The sequence below is a fragment of the Sphingobium sp. TomTYG72 genome, assembly GCF_055394715.1.
Map to the genome: position 1 here is coordinate 719,113 of NZ_AP027337.1, position 17,837 is coordinate 736,949.

The 17,837-nt window shown below is 58.9% G+C and carries 13 protein-coding genes; 5 read left to right on the forward strand and 8 right to left on the reverse strand.

Annotated features, from left to right (window positions below):
- Positions 1-71 precede the first annotated feature (71 nt).
- Positions 72-362, forward strand: coding sequence for a hypothetical protein (locus tag ACZ5U1_RS16655; RefSeq protein ID WP_464780250.1), 291 nt, complete (start codon positions 72-74; stop codon positions 360-362).
- A gap of 114 nt (positions 363-476) precedes the next feature.
- On the opposite strand, the gene ACZ5U1_RS16660 is transcribed toward ACZ5U1_RS16655, so the two are convergent.
- From ACZ5U1_RS16660 to ACZ5U1_RS16675, 4 genes are read right to left on the reverse strand one after another with little or no spacing between them, the layout of a single operon-like run.
- Complete coding sequence (locus tag ACZ5U1_RS16660) at positions 477-1,265, reverse strand: DeoR/GlpR family DNA-binding transcription regulator (protein WP_464780251.1); 789 nt, start codon at positions 1,263-1,265, stop codon at positions 477-479.
- Positions 1,266-1,284: 19 nt separating this feature from the next.
- Positions 1,285-2,529 carry an MFS transporter gene (locus tag ACZ5U1_RS16665; protein WP_464780252.1) on the reverse strand — a complete coding sequence of 415 codons (1,245 nt, stop codon included), beginning with the start codon at positions 2,527-2,529 and terminating at the stop codon, positions 1,285-1,287.
- Complete coding sequence (gene lldD / locus ACZ5U1_RS16670) at positions 2,529-3,680, reverse strand: FMN-dependent L-lactate dehydrogenase LldD (RefSeq protein ID WP_464780253.1); 1,152 nt, start codon at positions 3,678-3,680, stop codon at positions 2,529-2,531. Before lldD ends, ACZ5U1_RS16665 begins: the two co-directional genes overlap by 1 nt.
- 12 nt (positions 3,681-3,692) lie before the next feature.
- The gene (locus ACZ5U1_RS16675; RefSeq protein ID WP_464780254.1) at positions 3,693-5,111 is read right to left on the reverse strand and encodes an FGGY-family carbohydrate kinase; all 1,419 of its coding nucleotides are present in this window, start codon (positions 5,109-5,111) and stop codon (positions 3,693-3,695) included.
- 89 nt (positions 5,112-5,200) lie between these two features.
- On the opposite strand from ACZ5U1_RS16675, the gene ACZ5U1_RS16680 reads away from it, so the two are divergent.
- The 3 genes from ACZ5U1_RS16680 (at position 5,201) to ACZ5U1_RS16690 (ending at position 9,889) form a co-directional block, all read left to right on the forward strand.
- Positions 5,201-7,312, forward strand: a complete 2,112-nt coding sequence (locus tag ACZ5U1_RS16680) for a bifunctional rhamnulose-1-phosphate aldolase/short-chain dehydrogenase (protein WP_464780255.1) — start codon at positions 5,201-5,203, stop codon at positions 7,310-7,312.
- A gap of 23 nt (positions 7,313-7,335) precedes the next feature.
- Entirely contained in the window at positions 7,336-8,628 is a 1,293-nt protein-coding gene (rhaI, locus tag ACZ5U1_RS16685) for an L-rhamnose catabolism isomerase (RefSeq protein WP_464780256.1), read from the forward strand.
- A gap of 319 nt (positions 8,629-8,947) precedes the next feature.
- Positions 8,948-9,889: an IS110 family RNA-guided transposase gene (locus ACZ5U1_RS16690; protein WP_464777874.1), complete on the forward strand. Its 942-nt coding sequence runs from the start codon at positions 8,948-8,950 to the stop codon at positions 9,887-9,889.
- Between the two features lie 28 nt (positions 9,890-9,917).
- On the opposite strand, the gene ACZ5U1_RS16695 is transcribed toward ACZ5U1_RS16690, so the two are convergent.
- The 4 genes from ACZ5U1_RS16695 to ACZ5U1_RS16710 all read right to left on the reverse strand — a co-directional run bounded on the left by ACZ5U1_RS16695 (position 9,918) and on the right by ACZ5U1_RS16710 (position 16,379).
- Positions 9,918-10,670 (reverse strand): HpcH/HpaI aldolase family protein, encoded by a 753-nt coding sequence (locus ACZ5U1_RS16695; protein WP_464780257.1) that lies wholly within the window; start codon positions 10,668-10,670, stop codon positions 9,918-9,920.
- Entirely contained in the window at positions 10,667-11,473 is an 807-nt protein-coding gene (hpaH, locus tag ACZ5U1_RS16700) for a 2-oxo-hept-4-ene-1,7-dioate hydratase (protein WP_464780258.1), read from the reverse strand. The genes ACZ5U1_RS16695 and hpaH overlap by 4 nt, the downstream gene beginning before the upstream one ends.
- A gap of 1,422 nt (positions 11,474-12,895) precedes the next feature.
- Positions 12,896-13,653 (reverse strand): IS5 family transposase gene (locus ACZ5U1_RS16705; protein WP_464780259.1). Its coding sequence is split into 2 segments (ribosomal slippage): positions 12,896-13,323 and positions 13,323-13,653, totalling 759 coding nucleotides; the frame shifts between segments, so codons are not numbered across the junction.
- A gap of 260 nt (positions 13,654-13,913) precedes the next feature.
- Entirely contained in the window at positions 13,914-16,379 is a 2,466-nt protein-coding gene (locus ACZ5U1_RS16710) for a TonB-dependent receptor (protein WP_464780260.1), read from the reverse strand.
- Positions 16,380-16,866: 487 nt separating this feature from the next.
- On the opposite strand from ACZ5U1_RS16710, the gene ACZ5U1_RS16715 reads away from it, so the two are divergent.
- Positions 16,867-17,550: a TetR/AcrR family transcriptional regulator gene (locus ACZ5U1_RS16715; protein ID WP_464780261.1), complete on the forward strand. Its 684-nt coding sequence runs from the start codon at positions 16,867-16,869 to the stop codon at positions 17,548-17,550.
- Positions 17,551-17,837: the final 287 nt, after the last annotated feature.

Sequence of the window (17,837 nt, forward strand, 5' to 3'; positions counted from 1 at the left end):
GCTTCTTCTAGGCTGGGGACGGAACAAGCTGAAGGTCCAGCTGTTCAATATCCACCTGGAGGAGGTACAAGATGGCCGAAGTACATAAAGATCCCTATACCGGAGACCGCGTGGTCGTTCACAAGAGCAGCGGCGGACGTACTGTTGCGATCGTGCTGATCGTCATTCTGGCAATTGTCGGCATCCTGTTTGCCACCGGCTTCTGGAAGGCCGACGTATCCGGCGGCGATGTTCCGGAAGTCAGCGTGAAGGGCGGTGAGCTTCCCAAAGTGGACGTTGATTCCAAGGAAGTGGTGGTCGGCTCCAAAAAGGAGACCATCGACGTCCCGACCGTTGGCGTAAAGGACAATGGCGAGGAGTAACACTCGCTCAATCAAATATTTTGAATAGATAAACGGGCGAGATGCCGCGATGGCCGAAAAAGCTGTAGCGATATCTCGCCCGCTCTATTCTTTGATAGCAGGCGGCACGGGCGATCAAACCTCAGCGATGATCACCTTCACCCCGGCTTTATCCAGCATCGCCCTCGCTGCCGGGGCGACGCCCGAATCCGTCACGACTATATCCACTTCATTCAGGCCGCATACGATCGCGCCCGATGAAGAGGTGAATTTGCTACTGTCGACCAGCAATATCACCTGCTCCGCCCGATCAATCAGGCGGCGTTCGGCGGCAACCAGAATGACATCCTGTTGCATCACCCCCTGTGGCCCCACCGCCGCCGCGCCCATGAACAGCTTTGGCGCATGGAAACGCGGCATCGATTCTTCACCCGCAGGGGCGAGAATGATGTTCTGCTCCCTGAACAATGTCCCGGAAGGCAGCAATATCTGCGTTCCCGACTGAGGCAGCAGCGCATTGGCGATGTGCAGCGAATTGGTCAGCACCGACAGGTCCAGTCCGCCAATATGCGGGCACATCTGCAATGTCGTCGTGCCGCCATCGATCATGATGCCTTCGCCATGCTGGCATAGCTGGGCGGCGGCCCGCCCGATCGATCGCTTTTCCGACAGATGTTCCGTGATCGACTGGGCAAAGGGCGTACCCGCGAGCCGGGCGGCGCCTTCAGGCTTGCCGCCATGGCTTTCCGTCAACCTCGCACCACCACGAACGCGGTGGATTACCCCCTCTTCCTCCAGGCGAGTCAGGTCCCGGCGGATGGTGGCGGGGGACGCCGCAAGCCGCGATTCAAGAGCGCGATAGCTGACGAAGCCGGTAAGGCTCATGGCTTCAATGATCAGCCTTTCGCGTTCTTCCGCGTGCATTGTCCCCGAACCCCCTTGATCAGGCAGTCGCCCGTTCAGCTTCAAGCTGTTCCAGCGACTTGCCTTCGTTGCGCGGCGCCCAAAGGGTGCCGATAATGCCACTTATGACGAGGAAGCCTGTCAAAATCCACGCCAGCGTCGTGAAGCCCGTAGCGCTCAGCATCGGAACGAAAAAGCTGAATATGCCAAGACTGATGCGAACGATGGCAAAGCACAGGCCTTGCGCGGTGGAACGGAGCGCCGTCGGGAACATCTCCGCACTCCACAGCTGGAAGAAGCTCTGGGCGCCGAAACCGCCGCCGAACTGAAGCAGGAACACGTGCAGCAGCGCGATCGGGATGGTCAGCGGGAAGATGGCGAGCAGAGCCATACCGATCACCTGGATGATCGCGGAGATCGCGAACAGCATCCGCTGATTGACCTTGTCGGCATAGCGCATGAAGATGAGGCCGATCGATGCCATGCCGATCGCGAAGGACAGCGCCTGAATGGCAACCGATTGCGCCTGCGTGGCCGCGCCGACCGTGCGCAGGATATAGGGGAAGAAGAAGCCGTTAGTCCCTGCCCACAGGTTCCAGAAGCCATACATGCCAACCAGCCCCAGGATCGACGCGAGATATTTGGGCTGGAACAGCGTGGACACCGGCAGCTTGGTGACGCCTTCCGCTTGCGCCGCTTCCCACCGTTCCGACTCCTTCATGCGCGAACGCAATAGGGTCAGGCCTAGGGCGATCACCAGCAGATGGGCAAAGACGATGCGCGCGCCCAATTCGCCAAGGCTGGTCAGCGCCAGGCTGAGCAGCAGCACGACCACAGGCCCCAGATACCACAGCACCTGCGCAACGCCTGAATGCTTGCCCCGCCGGTCATCTGGCGCCTGCTCCGCGATCAGTGACCATGATGCGGGAATGTCCGCGCCCACGGCCACGCCCACGATCAGGAAGCCCACCACGATCATCCATGGCGCGAATGCAAAGACCAGCATCGCCATGCCGATCGCATAAATCAGCATGTCCCACTGATAGATCTTCTTGCGGCCCAGCTTGTCGCATAACCGGCCCCCCACATAGGCGCCGATCCCGGCGCCGATCGCGTTAGGCCCGAACGCACCGATCAGGCCGATGAAGTCATTCGACAGGCCATAGCTTTCCTGCCAAAGCGCGAGGGCGGCAGAGCCCGCGACGATCGAACCGGCATCGATATAGTTGGCCAGACCCGCAAGGATCGTATTGCGCCAATTGTCCTTCTGTGCTCCCGCACTCATTATACGTCCCTCCCGGCCAAAATGCTCTGGTCTATGTCGGCGATATTGGAGCAGCCGGTGAGCGCCATCGCCACGCGCATTTCGGCTTCAATTAATTGCAGCATCTTCGTCACGCCCGCTTCCCCCTGCGCTGCCAGCGCATAGGCCCAAGCCCGCCCGAGCAACACGCCCTTGGCACCCAGCGCCAGCATGCGCACCACATCCAGACCCGATCGGACACCGCCATCGGCCAGGACGGTCAGCTTGTCGCCAACCGCCTCGGCAATCGGAGGCAGGGCTCGGGCCGTGGACAGCACGCCGTCCAGCTGTCGCCCGCCATGGTTGGACACGACGATGCCGTCCGCCCCCAAGGCAGCGGCCTCTCGCGCGTCTTCCGAATCGAGCAGGCCCTTGATGATTAGTGGCCCCTTCCATTCGGATCGGATGAAATCCAGATCGCGCCAGTTGATCGACGGGTCGAAATTGTTGCGCATCCAGGCGAAGAAATCCTCAATCCCGGTCTTGCCCTTGAGCACGGGAGCGACATTGCCCAGCGTATGGGGGCGGCCGCGAACGCCCACATCCCATGCCCAGCCGGGCTTCATCGCGGCCTGAGCGGCACGCCGGATCGCGCCCTTAAGGCCATCCGCGCCCGCAAGGCCGCTATGATAATCGCGGTAGCGGCTGCCCGGCACCGGCATGTCGACAGTGAAGACGAGCGCCGAACAGTTGGCCGCCGCTGCCTGGGCCAGCAGGTCCTTCATAAAGGCCCGGTCCCGGATCATGTACAGCTGGAACCAGAAAGGACGCGATGCCGCACGTGCGACTTCCTCCAGCGAACAGGCGCCTACGGTTGACAGGGTGAAGGGCACGCCAGCGCCTTCGGCCGCCTTCAGCGCCTGGCATTCGCCGCGCCGTGCATTCAGCCCCGCCAGCCCGATCGGCGCGAGCGCCACCGGCAGCGCCAGCTTCTGCCCGAACAGGTTGGTCGAAAGATCGAGTTCAGACACATCGCGCAACACCCGCTGGCGAAGCGCGATATCGCTCAGCTCGCTCACATTCTTGCGCAGTGTTACTTCGGCGTAAGAACCGCCATCGATATATTCGAACAGGAACCGGGGCAGGCGGCGGCGGGCGGCCTCGCGGAAATCGGTAACGCTGGCTATCGGCATTCGCGGAAACCTTTAAGAAACCATCTCACCAATCCCAGCCAACCAACTGGAACGGTAAGAGGAAATATCCTGATCCAGCGGTTTGACAAGGCTGAGCGATCCCTGCGGTTTCAGGCTGGGGTCAATCAGGCGCAGCGCACCGAAGGACACATCATTATGGGCGTTGGCCGTATAGACCTGCATTTCGGGCCGCAGCGAAGCCAGAGCCCGGACGAACACCTCCGCGTCGGCAAAGCGTCCCTCGACCAACAGTCGATCGCGTGAGCCGATCAGGTCCAGCATCGTGTCGGCCACCAATGCGGCATATAGGCAGACCGCAGCGCGCCGCTGATACCAATCTTCCGGCCGTGCGATCCAGTTGCCGCTGCCGGTGGGGTAGGGGCCAAAGCCTTGGGCCAACGTCGGCAGCAACATCGCGCCCGATTGTACGACCTCGGACACAGCGGCGAGCAAGGCTGGTTGATCGGGTTTGATATCGACGCGGCGCGTGTCAAATTCGATCACCGTCTCGATTTCACGGCCACCCATGAAGCGGGCCGATGGCACAGCGCATCCATAGGCATCGACGTTCACCAGGCAATCGCGCCCTTCGGCAAGGCTGCTGGTCGCCAAAGCCTCTTTCGGCAGGCGCATCGCGATGAACCAGGTGCCGGTGGACAGGATCGTTGAATCGCCCTGTGCGATTTCGTCAAATCCGCGCGCGGCAAGCAAGGCCGCGTTGGAATCGTGCAGCCCGGCAAGAACGCGGATATTGGGAGAAAGGCCGGTGCGCTCCGCCAGCTCGGGCCGGATAGCGCCCAGGCTGTCCGCCGCCTTGACCGGCGGCGCAAAGCGCGCTGCCCAGCCGAGCCGTTCAGCCAGCGGCGAGAAACGGGCCTGATCGGGCGTCCATAGGTCGCTGTGGCAGCCGAGGCTTGTCACTTCCGTCGCTGCGGTCCCCGACAGGAACCAGCCCCAATATTGAGCCCAGGGCAGCAGGGTCGCCGCCGCCATCTCGGCAGGGTAGAGGCGATCGAGCCAGTAAAGTTGCGACCCGATATTAAGGCCGTCGGGCAGGGCGGGCGAACCGGTGATCGCAAAGGCATCGCGCTCTTCGCGATAGGCGTCCATGATCTCGCCCGGAATAGACTGCTCATAATCGAGCGGCGCGAAGGCAAGTTTATCGCCGACAAGCGCGGCCACGCCCGCGCCGTGCGCGACGGGGACGATGACTTCCACGGGACTCGACGCATAGCGCGACAGTGATTCTGTGAGCCAGTCGGCGATGCCCGCGGTGTCGAGGCGGCGAATCCCGTCCTCGATCCGCACCTCGTTCGGGCGGACCTGGCGGTCCAGAATCTGGCCGTCACGAGACCAAAGGGACACTTTGCTCAGCGTTTTGCCGATATCGACGATGATGGCGAAGCCGCAGTTCAGTTCGTCCTCCCGCATGAAACTTTTCTCATATTGTTTGATCGAATATGATCGATTAGTAACGCAAAGGATTGATAGAGGAAAGCGCAAATGATAATAGGAGCGCCATGAACATGCAAAATCCAGTCTCGTCGGCGGCCATCCCCTTTGCCGCCCCCTCCAGCCGCTGGGATGACGGCGTCGCCGCGACTCTCAGCCCTGCCGAATTGCTCCTCTATCGGTCGAACCTGCTCGGTTCGGACCTGACGGTGACCAATTTCGGCGGCGGCAACACCTCCGCCAAGATCGTGGAGACCGATCCCCTGACGGGCGCGCAGACCGAAGTGCTGTGGGTCAAGGGTTCCGGCGGTGACATCGGTTCGATGAAGCTTGATGGATTTTCAACGCTCTATCAGGAAAAGCTGCTAGGCCTTGAGAAGCATTATGGCGGCCCGGACGACGACGACAAGATGGTCGGCTACCTGCCCCACTGCACGTTCAACCTGAACCCCCGCGCCGCCTCGATCGACACCCCGCTCCATTCGCTACTTCCTTTTGCACATGTCGATCACGTCCACCCCGACGCCATCATCGCGCTGGCCGCTTCTTCTGGTGGCGAAGCCGCGACCAAGGAAATCTGGGGCGGCAAGATCGGGTGGCTGCCGTGGAAGCGCCCCGGCTACACGCTGGGCGTGCAGCTGCGCGACTATGTGAAGGCTAATCCGGGCGTCGAAGGCGTAATGCTCGCGGGCCACGGCATCATCTGCTGGGCCGACAGCGCCAAGTCCTGCTACGAGCATACGGTCGAACTGATCGCGGACGCAGCCAATTATCTGAACGCCAAGCTGGCGCAAAAGCCTGCCTTTGGTGGTCAGGTCGTTGCTCCCAATACCGATCGTGCGGCGATCGCCGCCGACCTGATGCCCCGCTTGCGCGGCCTGATGACCGGCGCGCGCACCAAGGTCGGCCATTATTCGGACGACGCCGAAGCGCTGGAGTTTGTCGGTTCGGCCGAATTCCTCCGCCTCGCCGGATTGGGCACATCCTGCCCCGACCATTTCCTGCGCACGAAGATCGCGCCGCTGCCGCTCGATCCGGCGAAATTGCAGGACGATGCCTATCTGGCGGAGCAGATCGCGGCCTATCGCGACATGTATGCGGCCTATTATGAGCGTTGCAAGCGGTCCAACTCGCCCGCGATGCGCGATGCCAACCCCATCGTCGTGCTGGTGCCGGGCGTCGGCCGCATCACCTTCGCCGGTGACAAGACCACCGCGCGCCTGGCCGGAGAGTTCTACGGCAACGCCATCAACGTGATGCGCGGCGCCGAAGCGATCGGTGAATATATCGCGCTGGACGAACAGGAAGCGTTCGACATCGAATATTGGCTGCTGGAAGAAGCGAAGCTCCAGCGCATGCCCAAGCCCAAGCCGCTGGTTGGCAAGATCGCCCTCGTAACTGGCGGCGCGGGCGGCATCGGAGCCGCGACCGCTGCGCGCCTGCTGGCCGACGGTGCTTGTGTCATGCTCGCCGACCGTGCCGCCGACGCGATCGAAGAGGTCCGCGCGGGCTTTGCCAAGCAGTTCGGCAAGGATGTGATTCGCGCCGCCGTCTGCGACGTGACCGACGAAGCGCAGGTCCAGGCCGCGTTCGATGATTGCGCCCGCGAGTTCGGTGGCCTCGACATTCTGGTCGCCAATGCGGGCATCGCCTCGTCGGCGCCGATCGAGGAAACGACGGTCGCCCTGTGGCGCAAGAATTACGATGTGCTGGCCGAGGGCTATTTCCTCACCGCTCGCGCCGCCTTTCCGCTGATGAAGCGGATGAAGGAGCAGGGCGGCGCATCAATCGTGTTCATCGGTTCGAAGAATGGCGTCGCCGCCGCGACCAACGCGTCGGCCTATGCTTCGGCCAAGGCTGCTGCCAACCATCTGGCGCGCTGCCTGGCGCTCGAAGGCGCGCCCTTCGGCATCCGCGTCAACACGGTGAACCCGGATGCGGTCATCAAGGGCAGCAAGATCTGGGACGGCGACTGGCGCAAGGAGCGCGCCGGAGCGCATGGCATTGACTCGGGCAAGGAGCTGGAGGAGCATTACCGCCAGCGTTCGATGCTGAAGCGCGACGTGCTGCCGTCCGACATCGCCGAAGCGGTTTACTTCCTTGCCGGCGACATGTCGGCCAAGTCGACTGGCAACATGATCAATGTCGATGCGGGCAACGCCCAGGCGTTCACGCGCTGATCGGCAACGGAGAGGCTATCATCATGACCAATCTGCCCATTTCCGCCGAACTGATCGCGGAAGCCAATGCCCGCGACACGCAAGCACTGGAAGAAGATTATGCCGCGCTCGGCCGTAAGCTGTCGCGCACCGGCATCGACATCGAAGCGATCAAGGACCGCGTGGCGGGCTTTTCCGTCGCCGTGCCCAGCTGGGGCGCGGGACGGGGCGGCACCCGCTTCGCCAAGTTCCCGATCGCAGGCGAGCCGACGAACATCCATGAGAAGCTGGAAGATTGCGCCGTCATCAACCAGCTGAGCCGCGTAACGCCGCGCGTGTCGCCGCATTTCCCCTGGGACAAGGTAAGCGATTACAAGGGTCTGCGCGAAGAAGCTCAGAGCCTTGGTCTGGGTTTTGATGCCGTCAACTCCAACACTTTCCAGGATCAGGTTGGACAGGCGCAGACCTACGCCACCGGATCGCTGTCCTCGACCGTGGAAGCGACGCGCCAGCAGGCGGTCGAGCATAATATCGAATGCATCGAGATCGGCCGTCAGCTGGGTTCGACCGACCTGACCGTCTGGGTCGGCGATGGCACCAACTTCCCGGGCCAGCAGGATTTCGCCCGCAGCCTGGACCGCTATCTGGAAGCGGCGGCGCAGGTTTATTCGGCGCTGCCTGACGATTGGCGGATGCTGCTGGAACATAAGATGTTCGAGCCGGCCTTTTATTCGACGGTGATCTCTGACTGGGGTTCGTCGATCCTGGCCGCGCAGGAACTGGGTCCGAAGGCCAAGTGCCTGGTTGACCTTGGCCACCATGCGCCCAACGTCAATATCGAGCAAATCGTGGCGCGCCTGCACCGCTTCGGGAAGCTGGGCGGTTTCCACTTCAACGACAGCAAATATGGCGACGACGATCTGGACAGCGGTTCGATCAACCCGCACCAGCTGTATCTGGTCTTCAATGAGCTGGTCGAAGCGGAACTGCACCCGCGCGACGGGTTCAACCCCAGCTACATGATCGATCAGTCGCACAATGTGACCGACCCGATCGAATCCATGCTGTCGTCTGCCGAGACGATCACGGCTTGCTACGCCAAGGCGCTGCTGGTCGATCGCGAAGCATTGCACGCCGCGCAGGAAGGCAATGACACGATGATGGCGTTCCAGGCGCTGCGCCGTGCCTATAATGTCGATGTCGCGCCGATCATTGCCAAGGCACGTCTGGAAGCTGGCGGAGCAATTGATGTGCTTGCGACCTACCGCGCCAGTCTATGGCGCGAGCGCAAGGCGCAGGAGCGCAAAGCCGTTGGGCTGGGCGCAGGCATCGTCTGATTTGAGAATGTGAAAGGCCGCAGCCATATTCTGGCGGCGGCCTCCTTGCTCCATTTGTCTTTGTTTCCCGCATTTTTTGCCAGCAGATAATAACATCTGCTTCGAAAAATGCTTGTCTTATGACATTGCGGTCCGTTTGGGTCATGCTGGATTGCCCGGGCCGGGGTGGCCACCCCGGCCCGGGCGGAAGGGGACGGATCGTGAAAACGCCGGTCGTTGTGGGACCGGGCTAGAGTAGGATCGCCCCTTTCTTTTCCATCAGGCCCGAACGGATACCGGGGTTTTGGACCCGGATGACAAGCATGGGATAGCGGAAAAGATGAGCGACAATCTACCACAGACGATCGGCATCGACATCTCCAAAGCGAGCCTCGACTGCCATGTCCACCCTGCCGGCGCCGAACGTCAGTTCGCCAACACCGCCAAGGGCCACAAGGCGCTGATCGCCTGGCTGCGACAATGGCCGGTCGAGCGGATCGCCTATGAGGCAACCGCAACCTACCATCGAGCGCTGGAGGCGGCTCTGGCCGACTGGCCCTGCGTTAAGCTCAACCCAGAGCGCGCCCGGCGCTTCGCCCAAGCGACTGGCACTCTGGCCAAGACCGATCGCATCGATGCCATGTTGCTGGCCCGTATGGCGGCCACCTTGCAGCCGCCGGTCAGACCCGCTCGAAGCGCACAGCAGGCGCAGATGGCGGAGCTCATCAATGCCCGAGACGGCCTCGTGCGCGATCGCACCGCGCTCAAGAATCGCGAGAAGAACCTCACCATCGCCTTCCTCAAGCGCCAGTGCCGGCAGCGGCTCGAGCAGATCGATCGGCATATCGAGGCGCTCGATACCGAGATCGCCAACCTGATCGCCGCGGATGCCGCGCTCGCCCGCCGGCATGAGATCCTCACCAGCATCGCCGGCGTCGGAACGCTGACCGCCAACCAGCTCATCGCCACCATGCCCGAACTCGGCAGCCTCGAGAATAAGCAGGCCGCATCCCTCGCCGGTCTCGCCCCCGTCGCTCGACAGTCCGGACAATGGAAAGGCAAGAGCTTCATCCGTGGCGGACGCGCCAACGTGCGGCAGGCTCTCTATATGCCGGCCCTCGTCGCCGCCCGGTACAATCCCGATCTCAAGGCAAAATATCAGCAGCTCGTTACTGCCGGGAAGCCCGCCAAGATCGCCATCACCGCCGTCATGCGAAAGCTCGTCGTCACCGCGAACGCCCTGCTCAAAGCCGATCGATGCTGGATGCAATCTCCAGCTTGATCATCACGGATACTCTAGGCTAATCGGCCTATTCAGACGCTTGGCGCAGACTGCGGGCGCCATTCGCCAAAAGCCCGATGTCGGTGCCGACAGACAGAAAATCGACCCCTTCAGCGATGCGCTGCTGTGCATCATCAGGTGAAATGGCAAACAGGCCCGCTGGTTTTCTAACCGACCTGATGCGGCTCAGCGCCATGGAAATTGCCTGCTGCACATTAGGGTGACCGGGATTACCAAGATGTCCTAACGACCCGGCGAGATCGGCCGGCCCGATGAACAGCGCATCCACACCCGGCACGGATGCGATATCCTCTATCGCATCCAGTCCTGCTAGGCTTTCGATCTGAACGATTGTGAATATCCTCTCATGCGCGGACGCCAGATAGGATTTATCGACGCCGAACCCCGACGCCCTGCTGGTCGCGCTTGCGACGCCGCGTATGCCAAGAGGCGGAAACCGTGTAGCCGCGACGATCCTTTCAGCCTGCGCAGCACTTTCCACCATAGGCACCAACAGGGTCTCGAATCCGATATCGAGATACTGTTTGATGATTGCTGTTTCGCCAACGGGAACGCGTGCAGCCGGGGCTACCGGATAGTTGGAGATCGCCTGAAGCTGCGCCAGCAACGTTTGCAATGTGTTGGGCGCGTGCTCCCCATCGAACAACAGCCAATCAAAGCCCGCACCCGCGCAAATCTCTGCCGTATAAGGATTCGCCAGCGCCTGCCAAAGCCCGATCAACGGGCGTCCTTCATCCAACAGCGCACGAAAAGCATTCATGCGAAGCGCACCGAAATGGCGCCCAAGGGACCATAGTCCACATGAAAGCTGTCTCCCGGACGAGCGGGCACCGGCGCGGTAAAACTGCCGCCAAGGATAATTTCTCCCGCCTCCAGATACTCGCCATAAGGAGCCAGCTTGTTGGCCAGCCAGGCTGGGCCATTGGCCGGATGATTGAGCACCGCCGCGGCAACGCCCGAATCCTCGATCACTCCGTTGCGGTAAAGCAGCGCGGAAACCCAGCGCAGGTCAACGTCCATCGGACGGATCGGCCCACCCCCGAGTACGATCCCGGCATTGGCGGCATTATCCGATATCGTATCGAACACCTTCCGCGTCACGCCACTTGCCTTGTCCACCTGCTCAATGCGCGCATCGATGATCTCGATCGCTGGAACAATATAGTCCGTCGCCGACAGAACATCGAAAATCGTGCAACCGGGGCCAGTTAAGCTGGTCTTGAGGATGAACGCCAACTCCACTTCGACGCGTGGAACAATAAAGCGATCGATCGGGATATCCTGGCCATCGGGAAATAACATGTCATCGAGCAACAGCCCGAAATCGGGTTCGCTGATATTGGACGATCTTTGCATCGCGCGGCTGGTGAGGCCGATCTTGCGCCCAATCGCGCGTCGTCCAGCGGCGATCTTCCTGGCAACCCATGCGCGCTGCACGGCGTAGGCATCCTCAATTGTCATGTCGGGATGGGTCAGTGAAAACTGGGCAACCTGCGTGCGCGATTGTTCGGCGGCCTCGAGTTGATCCGCCAGGCGGGCGATGGTTTCATCGGCGAGTGGCATGATCAAAACAATCCGGAGTTTGAGGCGACTAAAGTGCGCATTTTCTGCTCGTTGCGATCATTTCACGCACTTCCTTAGATCGTCCCACTCGACATGCGGGGCCTCCAATACGCAGTCCGCTATCTATTTAACATGATAATTTGTCAAGGCCGATCCCAAAGCTCTGCACGTGATGACGCGGCATCGTCATGCTTCCGTCCACGCCCCACATTGGCGTCTGCGCGCCAGAGGTCTGGCGATGAAAATATGAAAAAGGATCGAACAGCTATATTCATGAACGATAGAACTTAACATAAGATATATTCACATGCCACGCAGAATATAACAATTCAATTCTTCTCGATAAAATCAAGAAAAATCAGCTCAGCTGCAAGCAACTGGTACAGACGAATACGTTATCATTGCAATTTTTTGTACATTAAAGAGGTTGAGAGTTCGACGCGAGGAACATCAAACAGTCTCCCGTCATCAAAAAGGGCGGCATATGCCTCGTCAACGTTTGGCCGTCCACTAAAGCTTTGAATGAATCCTCATCAAGATCGATAGGGTATGCTCCTTCAGAGGGGAAATGGACAGATTCATTGCAGTCCAACCGGAGCATCTGAAGAACATTTCGGTAATCTTCCAGGTCGTCAAAGGTGCTATGATGTGGGCTTGTAACGGTTCGCAATCCACGCCTGTCGTCTGGCGTGTAATTGCTGGGGCACCCGCTAAGATGAGGTAAACGGCTTGAAGCTATCCCTTTGTAATTCATGAAAAAAGAATCTATAAAGTCCCTCACCGTTTCCTCGTTGAGGAACTAATCTTTTAGAAACAGGGAAACGCCGTCACGCTTTCTTGGATTGAAATTTATTTTCAGGACGGGCAACTGCGACGAGGGATGGCCAAAATCGAGGGCTCGTATTCCTGTTTCGAATCGGCATGATGAGGTGCTAACAGTAGATTTTGGTTCCGGTAGGGCGGCAGAGCACATCCATACTGGCTAACGGACATTGAGGTCTTTTTGCATGCAAGAGGTGGCAGCTGCCGAGCGCCTCAGATCGGTATCCGCCTTGCGCAACCGTAGAATAGCGACGGACTGCCAGGGCCTACGACGGGAAATGAAGCCGCGAGAACCCGATGATATGATCGATCAATGGAAGAATATGTAGCGATAAGGCCCGCCAACTGACTCATTGATCGGATGGATATGCTGGCGACCGAACAGGCTTGGATTTAGACACGAAAATGGCACTTTTCGGAGGCTCCGATCATCATTTTGCCTGCACAAATGAGTCCAGCGCTATGTCGTTTGTCCAGTGAGAGGTGTCGCCTTATAACAATGATGGTCAGGCAGGGGGCATGCCCGAATAGCCGCCACGGTCATTATGATCGATAATAATCATTATGTTAAATAACTCTCGGGCTAGGCGCCGTCTGCATTCACCGTATCCAGATCATGGCGCATGCGAGATGGACGAAGCCCATGAAGGCTGAGATGGTTTTCTCGCATCGTAAGGCGATCCTACGGAAGCGTTTGAGTTTGTTGAAGAAGCATTCGACCTGATGGCGCTCCTTGTAGAGCCTCCAGTCAATGGGCGGCGCGACAGCGCGGCTGGGATTGGCCTTGATTTGAGCGGTTGCGCCGAGTTCACCGGCGATGAAGGCGCGTAGCGGATCGGCGTCATAGGCGGCATCGGCAATGACATGATCAACGTCCTTGAGCCCGGCCAGGAGGGACTGGGCCTGCGGGCAATCGCCATATTGCCCCGGCGTTGGATGGATGCGCAGCGGCAGGCCGATCGCATCGACCACGGCATGCAATTTGGTTGTCAGCCCGCCACGCGAACGACCGATGGCGGCACTTTGAGCCCCCCTTTTGCGCCCGCCGCGTCGGCGTGGACCTTTGAGATCGTGCTGTCGATCATGACATACTCAAAGTCGGGCGTATCGGCCATGGCATGGAAAAGCTCTTCCCACACGCCATTGTGAGACCAGCGGCGAAAGCGGGCATGCACCCCCGTCCACTTCCCGAAAACCTCAGGAAGATCCCGCCAATGCGCTGCGTTGCCCGCCATCCACAAGATCGCATCGACAAACAACCGGTTATCCACTCCGCTCCGGCCCGGCATGCCAGATCGCCCGGGAAGATGCCCTTTGATCCGCTCCCACTGGTCGTCCGTCAGTGCACGTCTGCTCAATGATCGTCTCCTTCGACAACCTTGAATCAGAACTTCAACTCAATGGGAATCCTGTGAATGCAGACAGCGCCTAGCGCGCAGAGCCTACCCCGGCGATCCAACCCAGCCCTCAATTCTCAGTCCTGGTGGGGGTCCACGTACCGCTCCGCTGGCGGTTTCTGCTCGCATGGTTCCCGACCGGTATCGGCGGATCAAATGGAGAAACGAATGTTCGGCTCGAAGCGCCACCGGCCCCATTGGCCGATGGCGCTTCGCCTTACTCAACGACCGAAATGATATCGGATCGATAAGCCGTACATTCGGGGTTCCCCATATATGTAGGAGTTGAAGCCATTCTGATAGGATACGCCCTGGCTACTGATGATATACTTCACGTTAGTAAGGTTGGTTGCGAACGCGCCAAGGTCGAAGTTCGATCCTGCGACATTCTGCCACTGCAAGTTCATGCTGAGCAAGCCGTAGCCATCACCCGGGCCGCACTGAACTGACCCGGCATAGGCTCCGGAATTCAGGCGGGGGCAGTTTCCGCCGATATAGGCGAACGGTTCGTCAACGGGTGCCTTGGAAGGCGACGTGTACTGGGCATCGATATAGGAATAGGTAGCGGAAATGCTGACCTTCCCGATGGACTCATCCAGCGGCAGATCCACCCTGCCGGTAATGCTGAACTGGTTCTTCGGCGTGAACTGGAAAGGTATGCCAGTCAGGACGCACTGGCCCGTTGCGCCATTGAACGGAACGCCCACGCCGCAGTCGAAGCCGGGCGGCAGGCCGTAGGCGGGAATGCCGTCAGGAAACAGCGATGGCGCCGTATATTTGTCGTATTTCGCAGCGATGTGCGAATAGGTCCCCGATAGCGTGAGCCAGCTTGCGGGCCGCAACTCGCCTTCGAATTCCACACCCTGGATATGCGCTTTCCCCGCATTGCTGGTCTGAGCGCCAAAGACTTGCTGCCCATTATAGAAATAGGCGGTTCCTCCTGTCCTCTGCAGATCCTTATAATCCGTGTAGTAGTAATTGATATTCGTGCGGATCGGAATGCTGCCGATGTGCCAATCGGCTTTTATGCCTGCTTCATAAGCCGTTACGAATTCGGGCTGGAACGAGCGCAGTTCAGGCGCGGGCGTTGCAGTGCCGACGCCGCCTGTCTTGTATCCACGACTGACCTTTGCGTACAACAACACATTCTTGTCGACATTGTAGTCGAGGCCGGCTGTCCAGTTTGGCGCCTTGAATTTGGCACTCGATGACGTAACCGGAGCGTCAGGGAGGCCGAAGTTTGAGAAGGCCGTGAGCTTGTCCCATGTATAGCGATAGCCGACTGTCAACCGTAGCCCATCAAGACTATCAGAGAAACTGCCGAACGATAACGTTCCCTGCGCATAAAGCGCTTTGCTGTCTGACCTTTGGCCTCTTCTTGTCGGGTTAGACGCGCTGACAAGCTGCGGACCTGTCGGCTTAACATTCTGGTAGTAAGCGCCTACCGTGAAGTTAAGCGCGTCTTCACCCAAATTGCCCTGAATCTGAGGTTCGATCGAATATTGGCGTGCGTCAGTGTAATAGTTATATTTCGAAAATCCACCGGGACTAATCTCATCCCCCCCGATCAAAGTTCCGCCATTTGTCGATAGCGGCCTGTGATCGTCGGGATAACCGTCACCGTCAAAAGGCGCGCTGTTCTTCAGATGCTGATAATTGGCGATGTTGCGGAACGTCAAAACATCCGTGAGTTTTGCCGAGAAGATATCTGTTACGGAGAAATAGCGCGTGCGTTCGCTAAAGAGCAGTGGGCTAAGGGCTACCGAACGGATACCGCGATCAATCTGCTGTTGCAGATATGTGCTGAACGGCAACCCCGTCTGAGGATCCACACCGTCGGGAACCGCGTTGAGCACCGTCCCGGTGCCATGTTCCTGAACGCGAGCGAAGGTCGCAAGAAGATAATTCTCAATCCCCTCCGCCGGGCGCCAAGTTAAGCCTGCGCGGAATGAATAACGGTTGCGATTGTCCAAGTCTGTGTCAGTGGTGATCTCGTGCGTAAAGCCGTCCCGCTTTTGATAAATGCCGGCGACACGCAGCAAGAGTTTGTCTTCAACAATTGGCACGTTGAGAGCACCGCGCAATTCGATCGAATCGTAATTGCCATATTGGATCTGGCCATAGCCTTCGAGACGATCGGTTGGACGCTGCGGCTCGAACAAGACGGCGCCGCCTGTCGTGTTGCGGCCGAACAGCGTGCCTTGCGGCCCGCGCAATACCTGCAGGCTGGCGAGGTCATAATAATTGAGGCCGCCACCATTCTGCGCATTATTGCGCTGATCGGCGATGATCGGAACCTCGGCGGAATAGAGCACCACGCCTGGGGCTGCATTGAAAGTCGCGCCTTGGCCACGGATGGTCACGTTCTCGCTATTGCGCTGCTGGCCAGAGCCGCCGACAACGAGCGACGGCACTTGTCCGAGCAAGTCCTGCGTGTTTGAAATATTTCGCTGCGTGAGCGAGCCAGCATCAAAGGCAGTGGCAGAGATCGGGACATTTTGAAGCCGTTCGGCCCGCCTGCGTGCCGTCACGATGATTTCCGACAGACCGGAGGGCGCAGAACCGCTTGCCGCTGTCGTGGGCTCATCCGGTCCCGTCGACGTCTGAGCAAAGGCCGTTCCAGCGCAGCCGACGAGAGCTACACTCCCCATCAAGGTGCGAACGAGAAATAGATGTCGCGCAATCATGAAATCTCCCCTTTTTGCCTGGTAATATTTTTCGAATATTTTTCGATCATCTAATGGACATAATAGTTATAAAGATAATCGTATATCTAACGATATAAAAGTTCATGCCATCAACCAGAATGGTTATGACTTGAATCACGTCAGAATTCTCAATCACGAATCGATTTACGAACTTATCAGCTCTGATCTTAAACTCAGCAGGATCATCCCGACTCGGAGATCGGATCATCAGCGGATGGAGTCTTTCCTTTCTAACTCTCCGTGATATCTGCCCCTTTCCTATACCTCCCCGCTGAGCAACGTGTGTTCGCGCCAAATACTTGGTGAATGACAAGGTTTTGTCAATGGGGAAAATCAGATGCCCCGGACGATCGTCAGGGAGAAGCGCGATTCGAGCGTCTCACCGCAAGCCCACTGGGTCTCCCTGATCTTTTCCCATTTCTGTTTCGTCGGTTGATCGCCGCCCAGCCAGAGATATAAGCGGCCCATGAACGATGACCGTATTGGAACCAAGCGCCGGAAACCCGGCGTCTATTCGCGCGGAGCCGAAACGGTGAACGCCATCCTTAAGGCGGCGCTGCATGTATTGGTCGAGGAAGGCTCCAGCGCCTTTACGCTCCAACGCATCGCTACCGAATGCGGTTTGAAGGTCGGACACGTCAATCATCACTTTCCGCGCAAGGAGTTGTTGGTCGAGGTGCTGCTCGACGAAATTCTTGTTGCGGGCGAAACCCAGATCAACGGGGCGATGGAACAGCCCAGCCTTTCCGCAGAGGACGGGTTAGCGCGGTTGATCGCCCATATTCTTGATGACGTCAGCACGAAGCAGACCGCGCATCTGTTTACCGAGCTTTGGGCAATGGCCAACCATAACAAATTGGTGGCGGACAGGCTGGGGGTACTGCATCGCCATGTCCATCAGATGATAACCTCTTTCGTGGAGCGGTTGAACCCCGCGTTGAGCCATAAGGATGCGGAAGTGGTGGCCATATTCATATATGGCGCGACAGATGGAATGACGATGTTTTCGGGCTTTGGGCGGCCCTGGGCATCCGACATGCCCGGCGTCAAAAATATCGCGATCAAGGGGTTGGTAGAGCTCGCGAAAACGATCACTCCGCGAGACATATCGAAACTCCCCAAGGCAGACGCTAAATCCCGGGCCAAGTAGGGCTGACGCGCAGGGCGCCAAACGGAAACGGGATGACCAGATGCACGGCCTCTTCTAGGCTTTGCCTCTGCGCGCGCGCAGGAAATGCGCGTTGCTCAAAAAACGGTCATTGACAAAACTTGGTGATTGCCAAATATTCAGACCATGCTTCTGACGACGGAATTGCCCGGCGGCAGGAGCCGTAGTTTCACGACGCAAGGCAAAAGTCGGCACCGCAGCCATACTGCGCAACGGCTGCAATTTCGATCATCCTCATCGTTAGATGGATGAACTGAATAAAGATGTTC

Excerpts from the sequence above, each read along its gene's own strand:
- ACZ5U1_RS16655 (WP_464780250.1), top strand. The coding sequence starts at position 72 with ATGGCCGAAGTACATAAAGATCCCTATACCGGAGACCGCGTGGTCGTT.
- ACZ5U1_RS16660 (WP_464780251.1), bottom strand. The coding sequence starts at position 1,265 with ATGCACGCGGAAGAACGCGAAAGGCTGATCATTGAAGCCATGAGCCTT.
- ACZ5U1_RS16665 (WP_464780252.1), bottom strand. The coding sequence starts at position 2,529 with ATGAGTGCGGGAGCACAGAAGGACAATTGGCGCAATACGATCCTTGCG.
- lldD (WP_464780253.1), bottom strand. The coding sequence starts at position 3,680 with ATGCCGATAGCCAGCGTTACCGATTTCCGCGAGGCCGCCCGCCGCCGC.
- ACZ5U1_RS16675 (WP_464780254.1), bottom strand. The coding sequence starts at position 5,111 with ATGCGGGAGGACGAACTGAACTGCGGCTTCGCCATCATCGTCGATATC.
- ACZ5U1_RS16680 (WP_464780255.1), top strand. The coding sequence starts at position 5,201 with ATGAACATGCAAAATCCAGTCTCGTCGGCGGCCATCCCCTTTGCCGCC.
- rhaI (WP_464780256.1), top strand. The coding sequence starts at position 7,336 with ATGACCAATCTGCCCATTTCCGCCGAACTGATCGCGGAAGCCAATGCC.
- ACZ5U1_RS16690 (WP_464777874.1), top strand. The coding sequence starts at position 8,948 with ATGAGCGACAATCTACCACAGACGATCGGCATCGACATCTCCAAAGCG.
- ACZ5U1_RS16695 (WP_464780257.1), bottom strand. The coding sequence starts at position 10,670 with ATGAATGCTTTTCGTGCGCTGTTGGATGAAGGACGCCCGTTGATCGGG.
- hpaH (WP_464780258.1), bottom strand. The coding sequence starts at position 11,473 with ATGCCACTCGCCGATGAAACCATCGCCCGCCTGGCGGATCAACTCGAG.
- ACZ5U1_RS16710 (WP_464780260.1), bottom strand. The coding sequence starts at position 16,379 with ATGATTGCGCGACATCTATTTCTCGTTCGCACCTTGATGGGGAGTGTA.
- ACZ5U1_RS16715 (WP_464780261.1), top strand. The coding sequence starts at position 16,867 with ATGAACGATGACCGTATTGGAACCAAGCGCCGGAAACCCGGCGTCTAT.